Source organism: Rhizobium sp. 11_C7_N12_5 (assembly GCF_051811145.1).
GTDB classification, from domain to species: Bacteria; Pseudomonadota; Alphaproteobacteria; order Rhizobiales; family Rhizobiaceae; genus Rhizobium; species Rhizobium lusitanum.
Window position 1 is genome coordinate 2,628,713 of the sequence record NZ_JBPWPY010000001.1, and the last position, 24,882, is coordinate 2,653,594.

Here is a 24,882-nt window from a genome sequence, read left to right on the forward strand (position 1 = left end):
TTTCGTTGCTTTGTAAAATCCTAATGAAGCCCACAGCTTTCGCTTGCGCTCGCTCCGCCATGATGAAAACATCGACGTGGGGGACCGCCTTGGGGCATAGGCGGGCCGGATTGTAAGGACGAACAGGAGAGACAGATGAAGCAGCCCTTCGGAGTGGGTCTTTTGGCCGCCGCGGCATTGGCGCTCAGCACCAGCACAGCCTTCGCGGACTATCAGCTCAACATCCTGCACTTCAACGATTTCCATTCGCGCGTGGAGTCGATCAACAAGTTCGATGCGACATGCTCCGCGGCCGAGGAGGCCAAGAACGAGTGCTTCGGCGGGGCAGCGCGGCTGAAGACAGCCATCGACCAGCGCCGCGCAGCACTTGCCGGCCAGAATGTCGTGGTGCTCGATGCCGGCGACAATTTCCAGGGCTCCCTGTTCTATACGACCTACAAAGGTGCGGCCGAAGTCGAATTCCTCAACGATATGAAGATCGACGCCATGACCGTCGGCAATCATGAGTTCGATGATGGCGAGGGGCCGCTCGCCGCCTTCCTCGACAAGGCGCAATTCCCCGTCGTGACTGCCAATCTGGTAATTGACGATCAGTCGAAGCTCGGCAACCGTATCAAGAAATCGATCGTACTCACTATCGGCGGCCAGAAGATCGGCATCGTCGGCGCAGTCACGACCGAAACGCCCGAACTCGCCTCGCCCGGTCCGCATGTGAAGATCACCGACGATGCCGCCGCCATCAGCGCCGAAGTGGACGCGCTGAAGTCTCAGGGCGTCAACAAGATCATCGCGCTCACGCATGTCGGCTATCCCCGCGACGTCGAAAAGATCGGCAAGATCGCCGGCGTCAGCGTCGTCGTCGGCGGCCACTCGCATACGCTGCTGTCGAACACGGATCCGAAGGCAGCCGGGCCATATCCGACCATGGTCGACAATCCGGCAGGCTATAAGGTGCCGGTCGTTCAGGCGGCGTCCTACAGCAAGTATCTCGGCGATCTCGTCGTCACCTTCGATGACAACGGCGCCGTCAAGGGCGCCAACGGCGATCCGATCCTGCTCGACTCCTCCATCAAGCCCGATCCGGCGATTGCCGCTCGCGTGCTGGAAATGGCGAAGCCGATCGAAGAGCTGCGCAAGAAGATCATCGGCAGCTCGCAAGGCCCGATCGAAGGCGCTCGGGAAATCTGCCGCGTTCAGGAATGCTCGATGGGCAATCTTGTCGCCGACGCCATGCTCGACCGTACCAAGGGCCAGGGCATCAGCATCGCCATCCAGAACGGCGGCGGCTTGCGTGCCTCGATCGGCGGCGGCGATGTCAGCATGGGTGACGTGCTGACCGTATTGCCCTTCCAGAACACGGTCGCGACTTTCCAGCTCACCGGCGCGAACGTAAAGGCCGCATTGGAAAACGGCCTCAGCCAGATCGACGACGGCGCCGGCCGTTTCCCACAGGTAGCAGGCCTCAAATACAGCTTCGACAAGTCGAAGCCGCCGGGCAGCCGGTTGGTCTCCGTAGAGGTGCAGGAAGGTACTGAATTCAAGCCGCTCGATCCCGAAAAGACCTACGGCGTCGTCAGCAACAATTACATGCGCGCCGGCGGCGACGGCTACACGGTCTTCGCGAAGGACAGCAAGAATGCCTATGACTTCGGTCCCAACCTGGAATCGGTGGTTGCCGACTATCTTGCCGCACACAACCCTTACAGGCCCTACACGGACGGCCGCATAACCCAGATCGCCGCAGCACCGGCTGCCGCCCAGCCCGAAGCGGCCAAGCCGGCCGAAACCCCGCAGCAGGCTGCGCCGGACCAAAAGCCCGCTCCGACACCCGCCGCTAGCAGCGCGGCAGCACCCAGCGCTACGCCGCCGGCCTCCTCGACACCCTCGGCGACAGCGCCCGCCGCCACCACGCCGGCAAAGCCTGCGGACACCCCATCCGCTCCGGCAACCTCGACGCCTGCTGCATCGGCACCTGCGACGGAAGCCCCGGCAACGTCAGCACCGGTGACGACGGCTCCGGCGACAGCCGCGCCGGCAGCCGAGGCCAGCGAAAAGCCGAAGACACCGGCAATCCACGTCATCGTCGCCGGCGACACGCTCTGGGATCTCGCCAAGACCTACTACGGAAGCGCCAAGCAATGGCACAAGCTTCTGGCCGCCAACCGCAATCTCAAGCCGCACCATCTCCCGGTCGGCGAAAAGTTGAGAGTCCCAGCCAAGTAAGACGATTTGTCTCGCGTGAGAGAGCCGGTCCGGGCTTTTCCGGGCCGGCTTTTGTTCCTATGTGAAGGACTTCGTTTCGTTAAAAGGAATTCAATCGATGACAGCAGACCTGACCACCTTTCCGCCCGATCACCCCAGCGTGAAATTCGGCAAGGTCGGCGTGCTGCTTGTCAACCTCGGAACACCCGACGGGACGGACTACGCCTCGATGCGTCGCTACCTGCGCGAGTTCCTGACGGATCGTCGGGTCATCGAATGGTCCCGCTGGAAATGGTATCCGATCCTGTTCGGCATCGTCCTCAACACCCGACCGCAGAAGGTCGGCAAGGCCTACGAGACGATCTGGAACAAGGAAAGAGATGAGAGCTTCCTTCGTACCTATACGCGCAATCAATCGGATCAGATGGCGGAACGCCTACAGGATCTACCCAATGTGACCGTCGACTGGGCCATGCGCTACGGCCAACCCTCGATCGGCGACCGCATCCAGGCGCTCAAGGATCGGGGCTGCGAGCGCATCGTACTCTTTCCGCTCTATCCGCAATACGCCGCCGCAACGACGGCAACCGTCAATGACAAGGCGTTCGAGAAGCTAGCGAAGATGCGCTGGCAGCCGGCACTCCGCACCGTGCCGCAATACCACGACGACGACACCTACATCGAGGCGCTCGCCAATTCCGTGACCCGGCATCTTTCAACGCTGGATTGGCAGCCCGAGAAGATCCTCGCATCTTTCCACGGCATACCCATGTCCTACTTCAAACTGGGCGATCCCTATTATTGCTTCTGTCAAAAAACAGGTCGCCTGCTGCGCGAGAAACTCGGGCTTACCGAGGATCAGTTCATGGTCACCTTCCAGTCCCGCTTCGGTCCGGAGGAATGGCTGCAGCCCTATACCGACAAGACGGTGGAACAGCTTGCCAAGGACGGCACCAAGCGCATCGCCGTGCTCAATCCCGGTTTTGTTTCGGACTGCCTGGAGACATTGGAAGAGATCGCCGAACAGGCGGCCGAATCCTTCCATCACAATGGCGGCGATAAGTTCACGCACATCCCCTGCCTCAACGACAGCGAGGACGGCATGAAAGTGCTGGAGAAGGTTGTGCGGCGGGAACTGCTCGGCTGGGTCTGACCGATCGCCGGGGAATCCCGGCGATGGCCTCTATTGCAGCTGCGGTTTCTTGAGAAAGCTGCCGCGGTCGGCGGATTTGATGCGCAACCAGGCCTCCCGGCCATTGCGCAGCACCCGCATCGGGATCTCGGCGCCGGCCGGCCCACTCTCCCATATCTTCCGATAGAAATCGGCCAGCCCATCCACTTCCGCGTCGCGGATCTCCGAGATGACGTCGCCGCGGCGCAATCCCGCCTTGGCCGCCGGACCGCCTTCGGTCACGCTCATGACAACGACCTCGCCATTGCTTTCGGCCGAGAACGCACCAAGCCAGGGCCTCGGCGGTTTGTTGACGTGCCCTCGCTTGATTAGATCGTCCAGAATGGGCAGCAGCAGGTTGATCGGCACGACCATGTTGATATCGGCGCCTTCGCCATTCTGGGTCGCCATCTGCAGATGCAGCGAACCGACACCCAGAAGCTTGCCCTCCTCGTCCACCAGCGCGGCGCCGCCCCACGACGGATGCGCCGGCGCAATGAAGATCGCCTCGTCGAGTAGATACTCCCAGTAACCCGCGAACTCCTGTTTGGCGACAATCTTCGCCTCGACGAACTGGCCGATGCCGTCTGCGATCACCACTGGATCGCCGATCTCGGCCTTTTCGGCATCACCGAATTCCAGCGCGGGCACGTCGAGCGGGCCAAGCGCCTGCACCAGGCCAAATCCCGTTTCCTGGTCGTAGGCAAGCGCGTGTGCCGGCACCACACGACCGCTATTCGTCGTCAGCCAGACTTCCTCAGCCTCCGTGATGAGGTAGCCGATCGTCAACACCAGCCCGTTCCCCCGGATGACGACTCCGTTGCCTTCCCTGCGGGTGCCGAGCGTCGTCGCCGTGAAAGCGTCTTCCGGAATTGAGGCATGCACGGCCACGACCGACCGTAAGGTCCTATCGATATTCATAGCTTCACCCTGATGATGCGCAAAGGTTGGGCCCGAAAGGCTGTGTGGCAGCGGAGCCGGAGATTTCTCCATTAAAGTATGAATATCAACCGCCGGAAGCAAGACCCGGATCGCGATTGATTGATCGGGCCAAAACAATCTCAGACACACCGGATCGTGTTGTTGGGCGACCCATTCCTCCCTTGTCGAGAACATGCTAACCCACCACATCTGATTGAGTTGCCGTCATGCGTTTTCGACCGAACGTACGGAGAACGATGCGGCAGCGCTTTACGTGACGCGAGAGGCCCGCATACCGTGGGCGCCTCCATGGAGGAATTCAATGGTAGTCGGTGGTTTCAGCATCTTCGTGGTTGCCCTGGTGGTCTTGGTCATCCTGGTGCTGTTTGCGGGGATCAAGACGGTGCCACAGGGCTATCGTTATACAATCCAGCGCTTCGGCCGCTACATCCGCACACTGGAGCCGGGCCTCAATCTGATCGTGCCCTTCATCGAGACGATCGGCGTGCGGATGAACGTTATGGAGCAGGTGTTGGCCGTGCCGACTCAGGAGGTCATCACCAAGGACAACGCCAGCGTCTCTGCCGATGCGGTCGCCTTCTTCCAGGTGTTGAACGCGGCGCAGGCCGCCTATCAGATCACCAATCTCGAAAGCGCGATCCTCAACCTCACCAAAACCAATATCCGTTCGGTCATGGGTTCGATGGACCTGGATGAGCTTCTTTCCAACCGCGACGCCATCAACGAGCGGTTGCTGCGCGTGGTCGACGAGGCTGTCGAGCCCTGGGGCATCAAGGTGACGCGCGTCGAAATCAAGGACATCCAGCCGCCGAAGGACCTGGTTGACGCCATGGGCCGACAGATGAAGGCCGAGCGTGAAAAGCGCGCCCAGATTCTCGAAGCGGAAGGGCTCCGTGCCGCGCAGATTCTGCGCGCGGAGGGCGCAAAGCAGTCGGCCGTGCTGCAGGCGGAAGGCCAGCGCGAGGCGGCGTTCCGCAATGCCGAGGCACGCGAACGCCTGGCGGAAGCGGAAGCCAAGGCGACCCGCATGGTTTCCGAAGCCATCGCCGAAGGCAATGTGCAGGCCATCAACTACTTCGTCGCGCAAAAATACACCGAAGCCCTGACGGCAATCGGCTCGGCCAGCAATTCGAAGATCGTGTTGATGCCGATGGAGGCCAGCTCCCTCATCGGCTCGCTCGGCGGCATCGGCGCCATTGCCCGCGAAGTCTTCGGCGACAATGGCAACGGCGATGGTGCGCCGCAGCCTTCGAGGCCTCGGTCAGGCGCCGTTCGTACCACGCCCTCGGTCAATCCACTGACGCCCAGGGAGAGCTGAGATGTTCGATGATCTCGTCGTGGAGCTCGGCCCCTGGAGCTGGTGGCTGCTGGGATTGGTGCTGCTTGCCGCCGAGTTGGTATTGCCGGGCTTCTTCCTCGTCTGGATTGGTCTGGCTGGCATCATTGTCGGGGCGCTGTCGCTGCTGTTCTGGGATGACGCCTTCTGGGTCTGGCAGTTGCAGTGGCTGGTCTTTGCGGCCGTTGCCGTGATCGTCGCCCTCCTCGGGCGCCGCTATTTCTACAACAACAACCAGGTCACGGACGAGCCCTTCCTGAACCAGCGGGGCGCAAGCCTTGTCGGACGCACGGCAACGCTCGGCGAGCCCATAGCCGAAGGCCGTGGCCGCATCCGCCTCAACGACACCTATTGGACAGTCAAGGGGCCCGATTTGCCGGTTGGCACACGTGTCATTATCGTCGCCAGCAATGGCCGCGAACTTACGGTCGAACCGGTCTGATCAGGCAACCCCGATCCGCAACAGGTCGTGGAAATGGACGATGCCGACCGGGCGGCGCGCATCGTCGATGACGATCAGCGCCGAGATGTTGTGGCGATTAAGCACGGCCATCGCGCTGGTCGCCAGCGTCGTTTCCTTCACCGTCTTCGGATTGCGGGTCATCACCTCGTCGACGAGCATGTCGGCAAGGCTGGTGCCGAGATTGCGGGCGATATCGCCATCGGTGACAATGCCGCAGAGGCAGCCGTTTTCATCGATGACGCCAACGCAGCCGAACCGCATTTGCGACAAGGTCATTGCCGCCTCGGGCATGCCCGTGCCGAGATTGACCAGCGGCACGCGGTCGCCCTTGTGCATGATATCGGCCACATGCGAGAGGCTGGCACCGAGCTTGCCGCCCGGATGGAAAGTGCGGAAATCCTCGGCTGTGAAGCCGCGCGCCTCCAGCAGCGCCACGGTCAGCGCATCGCCGATGGCGAGCTGCAGCAGCGTCGAGGTCGTCGGCGCCAGCCCATGCGGGCAGGCTTCCTGCTCCTTCGGCAGCAACAGAACAACGTCCGACTCGCGCGCCAACGTCGAGGTCTCGCCCGCGGTAATGGCAATCATCGGGATCGAAAAGCGCCGGGAATAGGCGATGATGCCGCGCAACTCGGCGCTCTCGCCGCCCCAGGACATGGCGACGATGACGTCATCATGCGTGATCATGCCGAGATCGCCGTGATTGGCCTCGACAGGATGCACGAAAAAGGCCGGAGTTCCGGTGGAAGCGAGGCTGGCGGCGAGCTTGTTGCCGATATGGCCGCTCTTGCCGACACCGGTGATGATGACGCGGCCGCTGATATCGCCGATGATCTCCACCGCGCGGCTGAACGGACCGGCCAAACCAGCGGCGAGTGCACGTTCCAGCGCCTCAAGGCCCCGTCTCTCAGTCTCGATCGTTCGCATCGCGGATTCGATCGCACCGTTCTCGATGAGTCTTACAGCTCTCTTATTCATGAGGGAGGCCTAACGCTTTTCTGCAAATCTGTCCACTGAAGATCGACTTTTGCCACCGCGACCGGCAGGCCGGGCGGCCTCAACAATATTACTGGCGGAATGCTCTCCACGGCCCTTTGGCAACCAAGCGTTAACCACGCAGCTTTACACTTGGGTAAGGATTTAAGGCATTTCCAGTAAGGTCAGATATAGGCAAAATGGGCATCGGCAAGAACAAGGCGGGTAACGGCACCCTCCGGCTGACGGCATGGGCGACATCCGCCATGCTCGGCTGGAGCGTCGCATTCGCCGCGCCGATGTCGGCCGACGCGCAATCGCTGTCCCCAGGCCAAAATCCGGACGACACCCAGACGATATCACCGGGCACGGACGCGACATCCGCGTCACCGACCGACCCGACGGCCGCGTCCTCGAGCAATACGCAACCGACGCCATCGACGAATCAGGCACCAACTGCTGCGGATGCGCCGCCCAATATGCGCCTTCGCCTCGACAGCGTCGATCCGACCACCACAGGTTCCACGCTCGACACAGATCTGCGCCGCGTCAACCTGCCCGAGACCAGCGTCGACGGGCTGAGGGCACGCCAGCATCCGGATCGCGAGGATGCGCAGGGCATATCGCTCGGCACATTCACCCTGCGCCCCTCCGTCAACCAGTCGATCAATATCGAGCAAGACCGCACCGGCTCCACCAAGGACGACCGCACCTTCCTGCAAACGGACCTGCGCAGCACGCTGACATCGGATTGGGACCGGCATGCGCTGACCATAACAGGCGAAGGCGTTTGGCAGAGAAACATCAGCGGCACCGGCGAGGAAAAGCCGACGGTCAGCCTCAATGCCGACCTGCGCCTCGATCTTCCCGCCGATACCACCGCCCACATCACCGCCGGCTACCAGTTCTCCCGTGAGGACACCAGCGATCCGAACGCCATTGCCGGCGCCACGAAACAGTCGGCCGTCAACCAGTTCACCACGGGACTGTCGCTGGAGCGCGACTTCGGCCTGCTGCGCGGCACGACTGCCGTGGAGCTGACCCGCACCGCCTATTCCGATGCCGTGCTCTCGGATGGAACCCAGGTTACGCTCAGCGACCGCGACCAGACCGCCGGCACATGGCGCGGACGCATCGGCTACGAGCTGTCGCCGGCCATCATCCCCTTCGTCGAAGCCGATCTCGGCCGCGCGGTCTACGACCAGACGCGCGACAGCAGCGGATATGCCCGCTCGAACCAGAGTTACGGCGGCAAGGCCGGTGTCGAGCTCGACCTCGGCGATAAGATGAAGGGCGAGCTCGGCTTCGGCTACCAGCACACGCAATTCGACGATTCGCGCCTCGCCTCGATCGATTCGCCGACAATCGACGGCAATTTCGCCTGGTCGCCGCAGCGCGGCACCGATGTCAGCATCGGTCTTTCGACCACGGTCCAGCCCTCCACCACAGCCGGCGAAAGCGGCTACACCGCCTATCAGATCACCAGCACCCTGAGCCACCAGCTGCGCGACGATCTCACTGCAAAGCTGACGGGCGGAACGATCTGGCGCGACTATCCTTCCATCAGCTCCTTTGCCGACGAGACCGAATACGACGCCGCATTCGGCCTCACCTGGGGGATCAACCGTTACCTCGATCTGACCAGCAATGTCGGCTATCAGCTGACCTCGCGAAAGACCGGCGACGACACCCGCCAGCTACAGGCAGGTGTTGGATTGACAGTGAAGCGCTGATCACCACCTGAACCGTTCGTCGCAGCGTGTCTTGCGTTCACTCCCATCTTGTCATCCGAAACGAAATGAGGCCCGGCACATGCCGAGCCTCAGCTCTTTGTTCTCAACGATTTAAGAACTTATTTCAGGGCCGTAATCAGCGCCTTCAGTTCATCCTCGATGGTCGGGCGGATATCTGCGCGCGCGAGCGCAAAAGCGACGTTGGCGAGGATGAAGCCATCCTTTGCACCACAGTCGAACGTCTGGCCCTGAAAGTGATAACCCGCGAAATCCTGCTGCTGTGCCAGCTTCAGCATACCGTCGGTCAACTGGATTTCATTGCCGGCGCCACGCTCCTGGCTTTCCAGGATACGGAAGATTTCCGGCTGCAGGATGTAGCGGCCGTTGATGAAGAAGTTGGACGGGGCCGTGCCCTTGGCCGGCTTTTCCACCATTTCGGTGATGCGGAAGCCGTTGCCGATCGTTTCGCCGACACCGACGATGCCATACTTATGGGTCTGATCCGGAGCGCACTCTTCAACGGCGATGACATTGCCGCCGCTGGTCTCATAAAGCTCGATCATGCCCTTCATGCAGCCCTTTTCGGCCCGCATGACCATGTCGGGCAGCAGCAGCGCGAACGGCTCGTCGCCGACGATCTCACGGGCGCACCACACGGCATGGCCGAGGCCGAGCGGCTCCTGCTGACGCGTGAAGCTGGCCGTGCCGGCTTTCGGCAGCAGGCCGTTCAGCAACGACAGCTCTGCATTCTTGTTGCGTTGGCGCAGCGTATGCTCAAGCTCGAACTGAATGTCGAAGTAATCCTCGATCACGTGCTTGCTGCGGCCGGTGACGAACACGAAATGCTCGATCCCGGCTTCCATCGCCTCATCGACGACGTACTGGATCACCGGCTTGTCGACGACGGTGAGCATTTCCTTCGGCACCGCCTTGGTCGCCGGCAAGAACCGCGTCCCCAGTCCGGCCACCGGAAATACTGCCTTACGAACTTTTTTATGCTGTCCCACTCATACCTCCTGGGCATTCACTAGCCTGGCGCCAAGCCATTCTCAGGGTCAGTAGAATAAATTTGCTACTGTTTTGCAAATAATGACTGACCCCGGCTTCCATGGTAAAGAATTTGTTGACTTCGTTCTTCTAGTGTCACGCTTGGATGAACGCTAAGAGCTTCGCCGCACCGAAATCCAACGATCGATGGACAAGGCTGTAGATGACCCCAAACCGCAAAAACTCCCTTCGTGGTCTCGCTCTGGCGCTCGCGTTCGCTGCCTTCGCGGGACTTGCTCCCGTTAACGCCAATGCTGACCCGGGGTTCCAAAAATGGATCGCGGGCTTCTACACGACCGCCGCAAAGAGCGGCATTACACCATCGACCTATCGCGATGCATTCGCCGGCGTGACGGACCCTGACCCCACGGTCCTTGAAAAAGCGCAGTACCAACCGGAATTCAAGTCCCAAATCTGGGATTACCTCGACTCCCGTGTCAATCCCTATACCGTGGATATTGGCCGGAAGATGGCGGTTAAATATGCGTCCACGCTCCGCTCGCTCGAGCAGCGCTTCGGCGTGGATCGAAATATCATGCTCGCCATCTGGTCGATGGAGTCGAACTACGGCGCAGTTCTCGCCAAGAACGATCGGCTGCATTACGTGCCCCGCGCGCTGGCGACGCTTGCCTATGCCGATCCGAAGCGCGCCAACTATGCCAAGAAACAGCTCATCGCAGCGCTGAAGATCCTGCAGAAGGGTGACGTGTCGCGCAAGGAGCTGAACGGCTCCTGGGCTGGCGCCATGGGCCATACGCAGTTCATCCCAAGCAGCTATCTGCTCTATGCTGTCGATGCCGACGGCAGCGGCCATGCCGATATTTGGAATTCCATTCCGGATGCGCTGGCGACGACGGCCAACTTGCTTGCCAAGAACGGCTGGGAGACCGGGCGCACATGGGGCTACGAGGTGGTCGTGCCATCTGGCGGCGGCGCACAGGCCGGCAAGACCCACACGATCGCCCAATGGGCCGCTCTCGGTTTCGTCCGCCCCAATGGCAAGGGCTTCCGTCAGACCTCCGACCGCGCGCAGCTGAAGATGCCCGGCGGGCCGGATGGCCCCGGCTTTCTGATGACCGGCAACTTCTTCACCATCAAGCGCTACAACGCATCCGACAGCTATGCAGTAGCCGTTGGCCTGCTTGCCGATCAGATCGCCGGCTATGGCGGCATGCAGCAATCCTGGCCGCGACCGAGCGGGGCGCTGAACGTGCAGCAAAAATTCGAGCTGCAGACGCGGCTGAAGCAGCTCGGCTATTATGACGGCGTCGTCGACGGCAATTTCGGATCCGGCTCGAAGGCGGCCATCTCCGCGGTTCAGCAGCGCATCGGCATGGATGCGGATGGCGAACCGTCCATGAACCTGCTGAACGCGCTGCGCAAATAGGCGGCCGCTATCAGCGCGATCTTGAACCGCTGGACGGAAGATACTTCCTCATGCGACCATGGGGCGTGAGCGGAAAAGAAGCTATGATCAAACGACCTGCCCGCGCAACCATGGCAACCGCAAGGCTTATTCTGACAGCGCTCCTTGCCGCCATCGTCGCACTCGGCTGCCTGCCGACGGCGGCTGAAGCGCAGGAGCGGCCGCGCAGAAACCTGTTCGACATGCTGTTCGGCACCCGCGAACCCGACTATACCGACCAGTCCGTCGACCAGCCGCCGCCGCGGCGAAAGATCCAGCCGCGCAAACGGCCGACGCCGCCGCCACGTCAGCCGGTGGCGGTCCAACCGGAAACACCTCCGGCGGCGGAAAAGCTGCCCGATGCCAAAACCATCCTCGTCGTCGGCGACTTTCTCGCCAGCGGTCTCGGAACCGGACTGGAAGATGCCTTTTCGGCCTCGCCCGGTGTCGTCATCCAAACGCGCGGCAATGTCGCTTCGGGTCTCGTTCGGCAGGACTACTACAACTGGCCGCAGCAATTGACAGGCATGATGGACCAGCTGAAGCCCACAATGGTCATCGTCATGCTCGGCGCCAACGATCGCCAGCAGATCATCGGCGACGGTCTCAACGAAAAATACGGCACGGACCCGTGGTTCCTCGCCTATGAAGAGCGCGTGCAGCAATTTGCCAAGCTGGTGACGAGCCGCCACATTCCGCTGCTCTGGGTCGGTCTGCCCTCCTTCGGCTCGGACCAGCTGACGGCAAGCGCGGTCAAGCTCAACCAGCTCTATCAGAGCCAGACGACAAGCGTCGGCGGAGAGTTCATCGACATCTGGGACGGCTTTACCGACCAGAACGGCGAGTTCATCGTCACCGGCTCCGACATCAACGGCCAGCAGGTGCGGCTCAGAACCGCTGACGGTGTCAACCTGACCGCGGCAGGCAAGCGCAAGGTCGCCTTCTATGTCGAGAAATCGGCACGCCGGCTGCTGGGCGATCAGGCAAGCCCCGATATCACCCGCCTCGATACCGGCAATCCGTTGCCGGCGCAGCAGGCCAACCTGCCTCCGACTGAGATGGAGAAAATCACCCGCATCCCGCCGATGAGCCTTTCCGACCCAGACCTTGACGGCGGCGCGCAGCTCCTGGGCGGCACGCCTGCACCGGCTTCCACGACACCATCGCCGCGGGACCTCCTGGTCGAGAAAGGCCAAATGGCGCCGGCGCCTGCAGGCCGCGTGGATGACTACAGGTTGCCGGGATCGGCCGCGCCGTGAGAACCTTCCGCATAAGTGCGTCCACGACTAGGCCTGTTTGACAATATCGCAGCGCACCCCTAAAAAAACGTCATGAGCACCAACCGCGCAGATCAAATCGATCATGACAGCACCTGCTTGCAGGTTGTGATTTTGCGCGCTTTCTCCGGTCGAGGTCTCCGCGTCCAGTCGTGACGGCCGGAGGCATTGGTCTGTCCGGCGGCTGCTGGACGTAAAGCCCTTGCCCAAAACATCAACGTTGCCCATGGAGAATGGCACGTGCTCAATATCTACAACGTAAATTCGCTCGTTCATTGGGAAGAGCGGGATATCCGGTTGCGCGACGATCTGGTCCGGTTCTTTTCCGATGAAATCAGCAGCTTCCTGCGATCGGTCAACCCCGCCTGGGATGTCCGAAGGGTGGAAGCCCCGACCCTTATGCCGCGCCGCCTCGTTTCAGATGCCTATTCCCAGGAGGACATATGGGTGCAGGAACGGGTCTCAAAGACTGAGACCGAACTGTTGCTGCGGCCGGAGACAACCGCGTCAACCTATGTCTACATGCAGCATCTTCTTGGAAATCACTCCAGAACACGCCTGCCATTATGCATCTGGCAGGCTGGAAAATCCTACCGCCGGGAACAGGATCAACCGACCAAGCATGTGCGGCTCAAGGAATTCTGGCAGCTCGAATTCCAATGCGCCTTCACTGCCGACAGCGGCAACGATTACCACGCAGCCTGCCTGGAGCCGGTCCGCCGCATGATCGGATCGGTCATCCATCTGCCGACCAGAATCGTTCCTTCGGACCGCCTGCCGGCCTACTCCGAGGTCACGATGGATATCGAAGTCGACAACGACGATAAATGGATGGAGGTCTGTTCGATCTCGAAGCGCACGGATTTCCCCCAACGCTATCGCAGCCACGCCAGAAAGGGGCCTGCGATAGACCTTGATGTGAGAGTACTCGAGATCGCCATCGGGCTCGATCGCTGCATCTACAATTGGAACATTGCGGCAAGCCGATAAGAATGAAGGCCGGGTTCATCGCGAACCCGGCCTTCTGATAATCGCACCAAAATATCGGTGAGGCTTACCGCGGCAGAACCGTCGAGCCCATCAAGGCCTCATCGATCGCGCGCGCCGCCTGGCGGCCTTCGCGGATCGCCCAGACCACCAGCGACTGGCCGCGGCGAACGTCGCCGGCGGTCCAGAACTTGTCGACGGAGGTCTTGTAGTCCTTGTCGTCGGCGACGACGTTGGTCGAACCGCGCTTGTCGGTGTTCAGGGTCAGCTTGCCGTCGAGTTCCTTGAGCACGCCGTCGGTGAACGGTCCACGGAAACCGATGGCGATGAAGGCAAGATCGGCACGGATGACGAATTCCGTCCCGGCGATCGGCTTGCGGCGCTCATCCACTTCGCAGCACTTCACGCCGGTCAGCACGCCGTCTTCGCCAACGAATTCCAGTGTCGCGACCTGGAATTCGCGAACCGCACCCTCTGCCTGCGAGGAGGAGGTGCGCATCTTCGTGGCCCAGAAGGGCCAGACGGCGAGCTTGTCTTCCTTTTCCGGCGGCTGCGGGCGAATGTCGAGCTGGGTGACCTTGACCGCACCCTGGCGGAATGCCGTGCCGACGCAGTCCGATGCGGTATCACCGCCGCCGACGACGACGATATGCTTGCCGCCGGCAAGGATCGGATCGGCAGGCCAGCCGACGCTGTCGATGTTTTCGCGGCCGACGCGGCGGTTCTGCTGCACGAGGTAGGGCATGGCGTCATGCACGCCGGCAAGCTCGACGCCGGGAATGCCGGCCTCGCGCGGCGTTTCCGAGCCGCCGCAATAGAGCACGGCATCATGATCGGCCAGGAGCTGCTCGACCTTGACGTCGACGCCGACATTGACGCCGCAATGGAAAGTGACACCCTCGCCCTTCATCTGCTCGACGCGGCGATCGATGAAGTTCTTCTCCATCTTGAAGTCCGGGATGCCGTAACGCAGCAGACCGCCGGGCTTCGACTCGCGCTCATAGAGATGAACGTCGTGGCCGGCGCGGCCGAGCTGCTGGGCGGCGGCCATGCCGGCAGGGCCGGAGCCGATGACGGCGACCTTCTTGCCGGTATGCACGGTTGCCGGCTGCGGGCGGATGAAGCCGAGCTCATAGGCCTTGTCGGCAATCGCCTGTTCGACGGTCTTGATGGCAACCGGCGCGTCTTCCAGGTTCAGCGTGCACGCTTCCTCGCAAGGGGCGGGGCAGACGCGGCCGGTGAATTCCGGGAAGTTGTTGGTCGAATGCAGGTTGCGGATCGCCTCTTCCCAATTGTTGTTGTAGACGAGGTCGTTCCAATCCGGGATCTGGTTGTGCACCGGGCAGCCGGTCGGGCCGTGGCAATAGGGAATGCCACAGTCCATGCAGCGAGCCGCCTGTTTCTGCACTTCCGGGTCCGACATGGGGATCGTGAATTCACGGAAATGCCGGATGCGATCAGACGCCGGCTGATACTTGCCTACCTGCCGGTCGATTTCCAGGAAGCCTGTTACCTTGCCCATGCTTTCGTTTCCTCACTCAAAAAGTGGAGCCGATGGCTCCCGTGCCTGAGGGTAAGTTCCGTTCCCTGTCCGGCACTGTAATTCAAATCCGATTCCGCTGTTCGACAGTTGCGATCGCCCAAGCGGCGACCGCAATGCGAGGCGAAACCCTCGACTGGCTTAACGAGCCGGGGCGGATTACTCCGCCGCCACGCCCATCCGGCTGCGCTCCATTTCCTCGAGGGCACGGCGATACTCGACCGGCATGACCTTGCGGAATTTCGGGCGGTAGTCGGCCCAGTGATCGAGAATTTCCTTGGCTCGCGTCGAACCGGTGTAGTGGAAATGGTTCGAAATCAACTGGTAGAGACGCTCCTCGTCGTGGCGCGTCATGTCACCCGAAACGTCGACGCGTCCCTTATGCATGAGGTCGCCGCCATGATGATGCAGCTTCTCCAGCAGTTCGTCCTCTTCGGGAACCGGTTCCAGTTCGACCATCGCCATGTTGCAGCGGCGCGCGAAATCGCCGATTTCGTCGAGCACATAGGCCACGCCGCCCGACATGCCGGCCGCGAAGTTGCGACCGGTTTCGCCGAGCACGACGACGACGCCGCCAGTCATGTATTCGCAGCCATGGTCGCCCACGCCTTCGACGACGGCGATCGCACCGGAGTTTCTGACCGCGAAGCGCTCGCCCGCGACACCGCGGAAGTAGCACTCTCCTTCGGTTGCGCCGTAAAGCACGGTGTTGCCGACGATGATCGAGTGCTCGGCCAGGATCTTCGAATTCTCCGGCGGACGGATGATGATGCGGCCGCCCGAAAGACCCTTGCCGACATAGTCGTTACCGTCGCCGATGAGGTTGAAAGTCACGCCGCGCGCCAGGAACGCGCCGAACGACTGGCCGGCGGTGCCTCTCAGCGTGACGTTGATCGTGTCTTCCTTCAGGCCGCGATGGCCATAGCGCTTGGCAACCGCGCCCGACAGCATGGCGCCGGCCGAACGGTCGACATTCTTGATGCCGACCTCAAAGGCGACCGGCGTCTTGGAGGACAGAGCGGGCTCGGCCTTCTCGATCAGCGTGCGGTCGAGAACATTGTCGATCGGGTGCTTCTGCGCTGATGTCCAGTAGGTCTCTTCCTTCGGCGCGTCGACCTTGTGGAAGATGCGGCTGAAGTCGAGGCCCCTCGCCTTCCAGTGGGCGAGCATGTCGTCCTTCTCCAGAAGCTCGGAAGCGCCGATGATGTCGTCCAGCTTGGTAACGCCAAGCGAGGCGAGAATTTCGCGCACTTCCTCGGCGACGAAGAAGAAGTAGTTGATGACATGCTCCGGCGCGCCCTTGAAGCGCTTGCGCAGCACCGGATCCTGGGTGGCGACGCCGACCGGACAGGTGTTGAGATGGCACTTGCGCATCATGATGCAGCCGGCCGCGATCAACGGCGCGGTGGCGAAGCCGAATTCGTCCGCGCCGAGCATCGCGCCGACGATGACGTCGCGACCGGTCTTCAGGCCGCCATCCACCTGCAGGGCGATGCGCGAGCGCAGCCCGTTCAGCACCAGCGTCTGCTGGGTTTCGGCAAGGCCGATTTCCCACGGGCTGCCGGCATGCTTCAGCGAGGTCAGTGGCGAAGCGCCGGTGCCGCCGTCGAAGCCGGCGATGGTGATATGGTCGGCGCGCGCCTTGGCAACGCCGGCGGCAACCGTGCCGACGCCGACTTCCGAGACGAGCTTGACCGACACCGCCGAGGTCGGGTTGACGTTCTTCAGGTCGAAGATGAGCTGCGCGAGGTCTTCGATCGAGTAGATGTCATGGTGAGGCGGCGGCGAGATCAGGCCGACACCCGGCGTCGAATGCCGGGTCTTGGCGACGGTCGCATCGACCTTGTGACCGGGCAGCTGGCCGCCCTCGCCGGGCTTGGCACCCTGCGCCACCTTGATCTGCAGCACGTCGGCATTGACCAGATATTCGGTGGTCACGCCGAAGCGGCCGGAGGCGATCTGCTTGATCGCGGAGCGTTCCGGGTTCGGCGAGCCGTCGAAGAGCGGCATGTAACGATCGGACTCTTCGCCGCCTTCGCCGGTGTTCGACTTGCCGCCGATCCGGTTCATGGCGATCGCCAGCGTCGTATGCGCCTCGCGGCTGATGGAGCCGAAGGACATGGCGCCCGTCGAGAAGCGCTTGACGATATCGATAGCGGGCTCGACTTCATCGATCGAAATCGGCTTGCGGCCGAGCGTTTCCGCACCCTTGATCTTGAAGAGGCCGCGGATGGTGTTCATCCGGAGGGCCGACTGGTTGACCATCTCGGCGAACTCGCGATAGCGATCCTCGGCATTGCCGCGCACGGCATGCTGAAGTGCTGCCACCGCATCCGGCGTCCAGGCATGGCTTTCACCGCGCATGCGGAAGGCATATTCGCCGCCGATCTCAAGGGTGCTCGCCAGCAGCGGATCACGACCGAAAGCGGAGTTGTGGCGAGCGACGGTTTCCTCGGCGATGGTTTCAAGACCGATGCCCTCGATCATCGTCGCCGTGCCGAAGAAGTACTTGTCGACCAATTCCTGCTGCAGGCCGATCGCATCGAAGATCTGCGCGCCGCAATAGGACTGGTAGGTCGAAATGCCCATCTTCGACATGACCTTGAGGATGCCTTTGCCGACCGCCTTGATGTAGCGGTAGACGACTTCCGTGGCGTCCACTTCCTTCGGGAATTCGCCGCGCTGATGCATGTCGAGCAGCGTGTCGAAAGCGAGATAGGGGTTGATCGCCTCGGCGCCATAGCCGGCGAGCAGGCAGAAATGATGCACTTCACGCGGCTCGCCGGTTTCGACGACGAGGCCGACCGAGGTGCGCAGCCCCTTGCGGATCAGGTGATGGTGCACGGCGGCCGTGGCCAGCAGCGCCGGGATCGCGATGCGGTCCGGCCCGATCTGCCGGTCGGAAAGCACGATGATGTTGTAGCCGCCGCGAACGGCGGCTTCTGCCCGCTCGCAGAGACGGTCGAGCATCTCGGGCATGCCTTCGGCGCCGCGCTCGACGTCATAGGTGAAATCGAGGGTCTTGGTGTCGAAACGGTCTTCCGTGTGGCCGATCGAGCGGATCTTTTCGAGATCGCCGTTGGTCAGGATCGGCTGGCGGACTTCCAGGCGCTTGGCGTTGGCCATGCCGGTATGGTCGAGCAGGTTCGGACGCGGACCGATGAAGGAGACGAGGCTCATGACAAGCTCCTCGCGGATCGGGTCGATCGGTGGGTTCGTCACCTGCGCGAAGTTCTGCTTGAAGTAGGTGTAGAGCAGCTTCGGCTTGTCGGACATGGCCGAGATCGGCGTATCCGTGCCCATGGAGCCGATCGCCTCCTGCCCGGTCGTCGCCATCGGCGACATCAGGAGTTTGGTGTCCTCGAGCGTATAGCCGAAGGCCTGCTGGCGGTCGAGCAGCGACACGTCGCGGCGAAGCGCGCGCGGCTCCACTGGCTTCAGGTCTTCGAGGATGAGCTGCGTGCGCTTGAGCCAGCTCTGATAAGGATGCTTGGTGGCGAGCTCCAACTTCACTTCCTCGTCGGAAATGATGCAGCCCTTTTCCATGTCGATCAGCAGCATCTTGCCCGGCTGGAGGCGCCACTTCTGGATGATCTTTTCTTCGTCGACCGGCAGCACGCCGGCTTCCGACGCCATGATGACGCGATCGTCATTGGTGACGAGGTAACGGGCCGGACGCAGGCCGTTGCGGTCGAGCGTCGCGCCGATCTGCTTGCCGTCGGTGAAGGCGACGGCGGCCGGGCCATCCCACGGCTCCATCAGGGCGGCATGATATTCGTAGAACGCCTTGCGCTCCGGCGCCATCAGCTGGTTGCCGGCCCAGGCTTCCGGGATGAGCATCATCACCGCATGCGCCATGGAATAGCCGCCGCGCACGAGGAATTCGAGCGCGTTGTCGAAGCAGGCGGTATCCGACTGTCCCTCATAGGAAATCGGCCAGAGCTTGGAGATATCGTCGCCGAACAGCGGCGAGGATACCGACGCCTGGCGCGCCGCCATCCAGTTGACGTTGCCGCGCAGCGTGTTGATTTCGCCGTTATGGGCGACCATGCGGTAGGGATGCGCCAGCTTCCACGACGGGAAGGTGTTCGTCGAGAAGCGCTGGTGCACGAGGGCGACCGCCGACTCGAAGCGCGGATCGGCCAGATCCTTATAATAGGCGCCGACCTGATAGGCGAGGAACATGCCCTTGTAGACGATGGTCGAGCTCGACAGCGAGACGGGGTAGAAGTTGCTCTCCTCGCCCTCGTATTCCGCATAGATGCGGTTGGAGATCACCTTGCGCAGCGTGAACAGGCGACGCTCGAACTCCTCGTTCGTGCCGGCATCGCGACCGGCGCCGATGAAGACCTGTACATGATGCGGCTCGGTGCCGGCGATATCAGGCGCCTTCGAGAGCGAGGAATTGTCGACCGGCACGTCGCGGAAGCCGATCAGCTCCTGGCCTTCCTCGGTGACGACCTGTCTGATGGCATTCTTGAAATGCTCGATCAGCGTCTCGTCGCGCGGCAGGAAGAAATGACCGACGCCATATTCGCCCGCCTTCGGCAGGGTGATGCCCTGCAGGGCCATTTCCTCGCGGAAGAAGCGGTCGGGAATCTGCACGAGAATGCCCGCGCCGTCGCCCATCAGCGGATCGGCGCCGACGGCGCCGCGATGCGTCAGGTTTTCAAGGATGAACAGGCCGTCGCGCACGATCTGATGCGACTTCTCGCCCTTCATATGCGCAACAAAACCGACGCCGCAGGCATCGTGCTCGTTGCGCGGATCGTAGAGGCCTTGCTTCCGTGGGATGCCGGCGGCGCGTTTCGACGTTTTGGCCGTAGCGACAGCATTGGCTGCAGCGGTCTGGTCAAAAGTCATGGACGGCGTCCTGTTCGTCATCGTCTTCCCTCCGGTAAGGCCCGCGTCGCGGGCGCTCCTTCGTCCCGCGCGGTCCGTTTCCGGGGCCGACGCGCGACAGCGCTGTTGCATTGTGAAGATCCGGTCGCGAACACCGGGCCTCGTGGTGGAGCCCGTCGTCAGCGTTCCGCGCCTTGCTATTCCACCGCCGCCCTGCCCGCCGCCTCGAAGGCTTGAAAAGGCATGCTCCCGATAACTATAGCTCTAAATCCCGACATCGTCAGGACCCTCCGGCGCATCTTCGGCCTCGGCGGCCAAAATAGGACAGCAACCCTGTCCTAATTCATCAGCTCTATGCCAGAAAGCTTAAGCCTTCGCAAGAGCAAAACGGCAAAAATTCGTCAGCGAACGACGTAAGATTGCCCTTGTTGCATAATTAGAGCAATAAAGTTTCGCTGCAGCGCATCATTTTATTTGTTGATTGCGTAGATCAATTTCTGTGATGCATTCTTCAAGAGGACGCTCTTGATAGGCAGTTGCATTGGCGTAATGTCCGCCCGGCCTTATTTATCCTTCCTTCAATTCAATCCTTCATCTGGTGCACATCCATGTTCTTTGCCTCCGATAATTGGGCTGGCGCCCATTCCAAGATCGCCGAACGCCTCCTTGCCGAGTCGGGAGGGTTCGCTTCCGCCTACGGCACGAGCGACCTCGATCAGCGGGTAGAGGCCAAATTCGCGGAGATCTTCGAGCGCGAGGTTGCCGTCTTCTTCGTCGCGACAGGCTCTGCCGCCAATTCATTGTCACTCGCCAGCGTCCAGAAGCCGGGTGGGATCACCTTTTGCCACAGTGAGGCGCATGTCGCCGAAGACGAATGCGGTTCCCCTGATTTCTTCAGCGCCGCACGGCTCGCAACGGTCAAGGGTGCTGCCGGCAAGATCGACCCCGAGGCGCTTGCCACCAAGATTGCCCGTTTCCCGCAGGATGCCGTTCATCATGGCCGCGCCGCGGCGGTGACGATCACCCAGGCAACGGAAATCGGCACGGTCTATTCGCTCGCCGAGATCGATGCCATCGCCTCGGTCGCCAAGGCGAACGGCCTGCCGCTGCATATGGATGGCGCACGCTTCGCCAACGCCTTGGTTGCGCTCGACGCCAGCCCGGCTGAGATGACATGGAAGCGCGGCGTCGACATCCTCTCCTTTGGCGGCACCAAGAACGGCTGCTGGTGCGCCGAAGCGATCGTCTTCTTCAATCCAGAAAAGGCGAAGGAGATGCATTTCATCCGCAAGCGTGCCGCCCAGCTCTTCTCGAAATCGCGCTTCATCGCCGCTCAGTTCGATGGCTACTTCAAGGACAATCTCTGGCTCGACCTGGCCCGTCATTCCAACGGCATGGCCGACCGCCTGCGCGCCGGCATCGAAAAGGCGCCTGCGGCACGCCTCGCCTGGCCGACGATTTCGAACGAGGTCTTCGCGATCGTGGCCAAGTCGGCCGCCAAGACTGCCGAGGACAAGGGTGCGAAATTCTACGAATGGCCGATCCCGGAATCGCAGCCCGAACTGGTCGGCAAGGATGAGACGCTGATCCGCCTCGTCACCAGCTTCGCCACAACTGAGACCGACGTGACGGATTTCCTCGCCTGCCTCGCTTGACGGCGGGGCAAAGAAGAGCGCCGGAACCGGCCTCGGGCCGGGCGGCGCTCAACAGGGCGCCAGAAGCTTAGTTCCGATTCCGATGCGCGAACATCGTAAGGGTCGGCGGATCGTCGCGATCGGACCTCGCGGCACGATGGACGACCACCGTCATTGCCATGACGCAAGCGACAAGTCCGGATATGAAGATGGCACCATATAGCGGACGGGCTGATGTCCTTGTCCGCTGCCACTTACAGTGGCGACGGAAGCTGACGTTGGTCTGAACCGGTGTGGCTCAGGGACAGGGCATGCAGGAAGAGACGCAACAGCCGGCGAAATAAACCCAGCAAAGGCTTGATCTTATCCGCATGATCGGCCGCGGCTTTTACAATCGTGCCGGTAATGTCGCGATCGTCACGTCGATCTGAGTCCCCTCACCTTCGCCAGAATATCCTCCGACAAAGCATTGACCAGAAGTTGATTCGCACCCTTGCGCGGCACAAGCACGAACTCCACGTCCTCCAGGGCCGGCAGCCAACCCGGGGCAATCTCGGTCAACCCGGCCGGCGCCATGCTGCGGGGCTGAACGAGAACGCCCATTCCGGCGCGGGCCGCCGCCGTCAGGCCGCTGAGGCTGCCGCAGGTGACGACGATCCGCCAGGGCACCTGCTGCCGGCGCAGTGCTTCCAATGCCACTGCGCGCGTGACGCTCGGCGCGGGAAAGGCGATGAGCGGCAGCGGTGCCGCAAGCTTGCGAATGCGCTCGGGATCGCGCGCCAGCCAGATCAGCGGCTCGCGATAGACGAGCTTGCCCCTGACATCGCCGAGACGACGCTTGGCAAGCACCAGATCGAGATCGCCATTGTCCTGCATTTCATAGAGCGTGCCGCTAAGCGCGACGGTCAATTCCAGATCGACCGAGGGATGCGAGCGGACGAACTCCTCCAATACGTCGGGGAGCTGGCTGGTGACGAAATCCTCGGAAACGCCGAGCCGAAGGCTGCCGCGCAAGCTGTTGCCGGCGAAAAGCTGGCGCACGTCCCCTTCGATCGACAGCATCTGACGCGCATGCCCAAGCAGCGCCTCACCATCGCCGGTCAGGACCACACGATGCGTATCGCGAGCCAGCAGCTTGCGGCCGAGCTCTGCTTCGAGCCTCTGGATATGCTGGCTGACCGTCGACTGGCCGAGCCCGAGCCTTTCCGCCGCCAGCGTGAAGCTACCCATCTGCTCCACGGCAACGAAACTGCGCAACTGCGTGAGGTCGAGCATCCCGCTTATCCCATATTGCGATAACTGTTATTCCTTGCATCGTGGATCACAATAGGTCTATCTGCAAGGACTAATCATTAAGACTTGCAATTGCGATCGGGGTTGGCACGATGCGCCGCTTTCTTCCAGACACCTTCACCATGCTGCTCGTCCTGACGGTCGCGACCGCATCCTTCCTTCCCGTGCATGGGGCGAGCGCCCACTATTTCGGCATCGCCACCAACTTTGCCATCGGCCTGCTGTTCTTCCTGCACGGCGCGCGCCTTTCGCGCGATGTCGTCATCGCCGGTCTGCTGCATTGGCGGCTGCATCTCGTCATCCTGCTGACGACCTTCGGCATTTTCCCGCTGCTGGTGCTCGCCATAGGCCAGGTCGTACCGAACAGCATTCTGCCGGTATCGCTCTACACCGGCATGCTGTTTCTGAGCGTGCTGCCCTCGACCGTGCAGTCGTCCATCGCCTTCACGTCGATTGCCGGCGGCAACGTGCCGGCCGCCATCTGCTCCGCGTCCGCCTCGAACATCTTCGGCATGTTTCTGACGCCGCTGCTCGTCGGCCTGCTGTTTTCGGTGGGTGGCCAGGGCGGCTTTTCCTGGGATGTGCTGTGGCAGATCATGTTGCAGCTGCTCGCCCCCTTCATCGCCGGCCAGTTGCTGCAGCCGTGGATCGGCGATTGGATCCGCTCGAAGAAGAAGATCCTGATGCCGGTCGATCGCGGCTCGATCCTGATGGTGGTCTATTCGGCCTTCAGCGAGGCCGTGGTCGAGGGGTTGTGGCATACCTTCTCGGTGCTCGACATCGCCACCGTTATCGTCGCCAATATGCTGCTGCTGACTACGGTGCTCTGCATCACCATGTTCGGCAGTCGCGCACTCGGCTTCTCCAAGGCCGATGAGATTACCATCACCTTCTGCGGCTCGAAGAAGTCGCTGGCGAGCGGCGTGCCGATGGCCAACGTAATCTTCGCCGGCCAGGGCATCGGCGCCATCGTCCTGCCGCTGATGCTGTTCCATCAGATCCAGCTGATGACCTGCGCCTTCCTTGCCCAGAAATATGCCGATGCGGCCAAGCGGCGCGAGACCGCGAAGGCCGAGGCAACGGGGGCGACGAACGCCGCCTGACGTCCCCCATATCCACTCCAAAACAAAAGCGGCGCCCCGATGGAGCGCCGCTTCTTTTTTTGATCTTGGGAGGATCAAAGGCGTGCCGGCTTAAGTCCGTCAGCCCGGGCATGACGGTCGACGACCGTCAGCCTGTTTTAGTTGATGTGAGCCTCGATGGCCTTCGGAGTTTCCACCGGATCGGCCGCAATCGAGATACGACGGGGTTTCATCGTTTCCGGAAGGTTGCGCAACAGATCGATGTGCAGCAAACCATTCTTCAGCGAAGCCGCCTTGACCTCGACATGATCGGCGAGCTGGAAGCGACGCTCGAAGGCGCGCTTGGCGATGCCGCGATAGAGATATTCGCTGGCTTCAGCCGGCTCTTCGCTCTTTTCGCCCTTGACGTGAAGGACGTGGGCATGAGCCTCGATGCTCAGTTCCTTTTCATCGAAACCGGCAACGGCCATGGTGATGCGATAGGTGTTTTCACCGGTGCGCTCGATATTGTAGGGCGGATAGGTCTGAGCCTGATCCGGCTGGGCAAGAGTATCGAGCATGGTGAACAGGCGGTCGAAACCGACGGTGGAACGGTAAAGGGGAGAAAAGTCTACGTGACGCATGGAGTCCTCCTGTGAGCGACAATTGCGATTCTGAACTTGCCCCATGGCCCCGCTTCTGGCGGCCTCGGGACGGTTTTGCGAGCCCGTTTGGCACCCGCAGACTGGAGATGGTGATCGCCTCTCGGGAGTTCAAGACCCCGCTCAGCCGCCCGAATCTTGGCAAAAAACCGTCGTGAACCGCAGATGAACACCCGGTTCGGAACCCGTTCAGGCAGGCGAGCCTATCAATAACACCGTCGGATACACCATCATCCGATGACTGAAGTGTATCGTCCCTTCTTCTTCAGTCCTTGCTCGGCCGGCGCTGCGGATCTCTCTATCCCGCAAGCCGGC

Annotated in this window: 18 protein-coding genes; 10 read left to right on the forward strand and 8 right to left on the reverse strand. The window is 61.7% G+C overall.

The window, feature by feature from the left end; all coding sequences use genetic code 11:
• Positions 1-135: 135 nt before the first annotated feature.
• Both AB8B29_RS13025 and hemH read left to right on the forward strand, forming a co-directional pair.
• Positions 136-2,223, forward strand: a complete 2,088-nt coding sequence (locus tag AB8B29_RS13025; RefSeq protein ID WP_113118545.1) for a 5'-nucleotidase C-terminal domain-containing protein — start codon at positions 136-138, stop codon at positions 2,221-2,223.
• 97 nt (positions 2,224-2,320) lie between these two features.
• Positions 2,321-3,355, forward strand: a complete 1,035-nt coding sequence (gene hemH, locus AB8B29_RS13030) for a ferrochelatase (protein WP_092573457.1) — start codon at positions 2,321-2,323, stop codon at positions 3,353-3,355.
• A gap of 30 nt (positions 3,356-3,385) precedes the next feature.
• Here the strand turns inward: hemH and AB8B29_RS13035 are convergent, their stop codons facing one another.
• Entirely contained in the window at positions 3,386-4,294 is a 909-nt protein-coding gene (locus tag AB8B29_RS13035) for a S1C family serine protease (RefSeq protein WP_047638973.1), read from the reverse strand.
• A 322-nt stretch (positions 4,295-4,616) separates the two neighbouring features.
• On the opposite strand from AB8B29_RS13035, the gene AB8B29_RS13040 reads away from it, so the two are divergent.
• Together AB8B29_RS13040 and AB8B29_RS13045 are read left to right on the forward strand one after the other, a co-directional pair.
• Entirely contained in the window at positions 4,617-5,633 is a 1,017-nt protein-coding gene (locus AB8B29_RS13040; RefSeq protein WP_037196393.1) for an SPFH domain-containing protein, read from the forward strand.
• 1 nt (position 5,634) lies between these two features.
• Positions 5,635-6,093 (forward strand): NfeD family protein, encoded by a 459-nt coding sequence (locus AB8B29_RS13045; protein ID WP_037196392.1) that lies wholly within the window; start codon positions 5,635-5,637, stop codon positions 6,091-6,093.
• On the opposite strand, the gene AB8B29_RS13050 is transcribed toward AB8B29_RS13045, so the two are convergent.
• A complete protein-coding gene (locus AB8B29_RS13050) occupies positions 6,094-7,089 on the reverse strand; it encodes a KpsF/GutQ family sugar-phosphate isomerase (RefSeq protein WP_037196391.1) in 996 nt (331 codons plus the stop codon). It abuts the gene before it with no gap.
• 197 nt (positions 7,090-7,286) lie between these two features.
• On the opposite strand from AB8B29_RS13050, the gene AB8B29_RS13055 reads away from it, so the two are divergent.
• Complete coding sequence (locus AB8B29_RS13055) at positions 7,287-8,819, forward strand: outer membrane beta-barrel protein (RefSeq protein ID WP_047638974.1); 1,533 nt, start codon at positions 7,287-7,289, stop codon at positions 8,817-8,819.
• A gap of 119 nt (positions 8,820-8,938) precedes the next feature.
• On the opposite strand, the gene galU is transcribed toward AB8B29_RS13055, so the two are convergent.
• Positions 8,939-9,826, reverse strand: a complete 888-nt coding sequence (gene galU, locus AB8B29_RS13060; protein WP_037196387.1) for a UTP--glucose-1-phosphate uridylyltransferase GalU — start codon at positions 9,824-9,826, stop codon at positions 8,939-8,941.
• 203 nt (positions 9,827-10,029) lie between these two features.
• On the opposite strand from galU, the gene AB8B29_RS13065 reads away from it, so the two are divergent.
• Both AB8B29_RS13065 and AB8B29_RS13070 read left to right on the forward strand, forming a co-directional pair.
• Positions 10,030-11,253 carry a lytic murein transglycosylase gene (locus AB8B29_RS13065; RefSeq protein ID WP_037196386.1) on the forward strand — a complete coding sequence of 408 codons (1,224 nt, stop codon included), beginning with the start codon at positions 10,030-10,032 and terminating at the stop codon, positions 11,251-11,253.
• 83 nt (positions 11,254-11,336) lie between these two features.
• A complete protein-coding gene (locus AB8B29_RS13070; protein ID WP_037196385.1) occupies positions 11,337-12,530 on the forward strand; it encodes an SGNH/GDSL hydrolase family protein in 1,194 nt (397 codons plus the stop codon).
• A gap of 27 nt (positions 12,531-12,557) precedes the next feature.
• On the opposite strand, the gene AB8B29_RS13075 is transcribed toward AB8B29_RS13070, so the two are convergent.
• Complete coding sequence (locus AB8B29_RS13075; RefSeq protein WP_047638975.1) at positions 12,558-12,776, reverse strand: hypothetical protein; 219 nt, start codon at positions 12,774-12,776, stop codon at positions 12,558-12,560.
• Between the two features lie 12 nt (positions 12,777-12,788).
• Between AB8B29_RS13075 and AB8B29_RS13080 the strand changes: the two genes are divergently transcribed.
• Positions 12,789-13,538, forward strand: coding sequence for an aminoacyl--tRNA ligase-related protein (locus tag AB8B29_RS13080; protein ID WP_113118546.1), 750 nt, complete (start codon positions 12,789-12,791; stop codon positions 13,536-13,538).
• A gap of 64 nt (positions 13,539-13,602) precedes the next feature.
• On the opposite strand, the gene AB8B29_RS13085 is transcribed toward AB8B29_RS13080, so the two are convergent.
• Both AB8B29_RS13085 and gltB read right to left on the reverse strand, forming a co-directional pair.
• Positions 13,603-15,057, reverse strand: a complete 1,455-nt coding sequence (locus AB8B29_RS13085) for a glutamate synthase subunit beta (RefSeq protein ID WP_037196383.1) — start codon at positions 15,055-15,057, stop codon at positions 13,603-13,605.
• Between the two features lie 177 nt (positions 15,058-15,234).
• On the reverse strand, positions 15,235-19,959 hold the full coding sequence (gene gltB / locus AB8B29_RS13090) for a glutamate synthase large subunit (protein WP_037196382.1): 4,725 nt from the start codon (positions 19,957-19,959) through the stop codon (positions 15,235-15,237).
• A 566-nt stretch (positions 19,960-20,525) separates the two neighbouring features.
• On the opposite strand from gltB, the gene AB8B29_RS13095 reads away from it, so the two are divergent.
• A complete protein-coding gene (locus AB8B29_RS13095) occupies positions 20,526-21,572 on the forward strand; it encodes a threonine aldolase family protein (protein ID WP_037196381.1) in 1,047 nt (348 codons plus the stop codon).
• Between the two features lie 396 nt (positions 21,573-21,968).
• On the opposite strand, the gene AB8B29_RS13100 is transcribed toward AB8B29_RS13095, so the two are convergent.
• Positions 21,969-22,826, reverse strand: coding sequence for a LysR family transcriptional regulator (locus AB8B29_RS13100; protein ID WP_047555326.1), 858 nt, complete (start codon positions 22,824-22,826; stop codon positions 21,969-21,971).
• Positions 22,827-22,936: 110 nt separating this feature from the next.
• On the opposite strand from AB8B29_RS13100, the gene AB8B29_RS13105 reads away from it, so the two are divergent.
• Positions 22,937-23,947 (forward strand): bile acid:sodium symporter family protein, encoded by a 1,011-nt coding sequence (locus AB8B29_RS13105; RefSeq protein WP_047638978.1) that lies wholly within the window; start codon positions 22,937-22,939, stop codon positions 23,945-23,947.
• Between the two features lie 137 nt (positions 23,948-24,084).
• Here AB8B29_RS13105 and AB8B29_RS13110 read toward each other — a convergent pair whose 3' ends face one another.
• Entirely contained in the window at positions 24,085-24,549 is a 465-nt protein-coding gene (locus tag AB8B29_RS13110) for an Hsp20 family protein (RefSeq protein ID WP_037196378.1), read from the reverse strand.
• Positions 24,550-24,882: the final 333 nt, after the last annotated feature.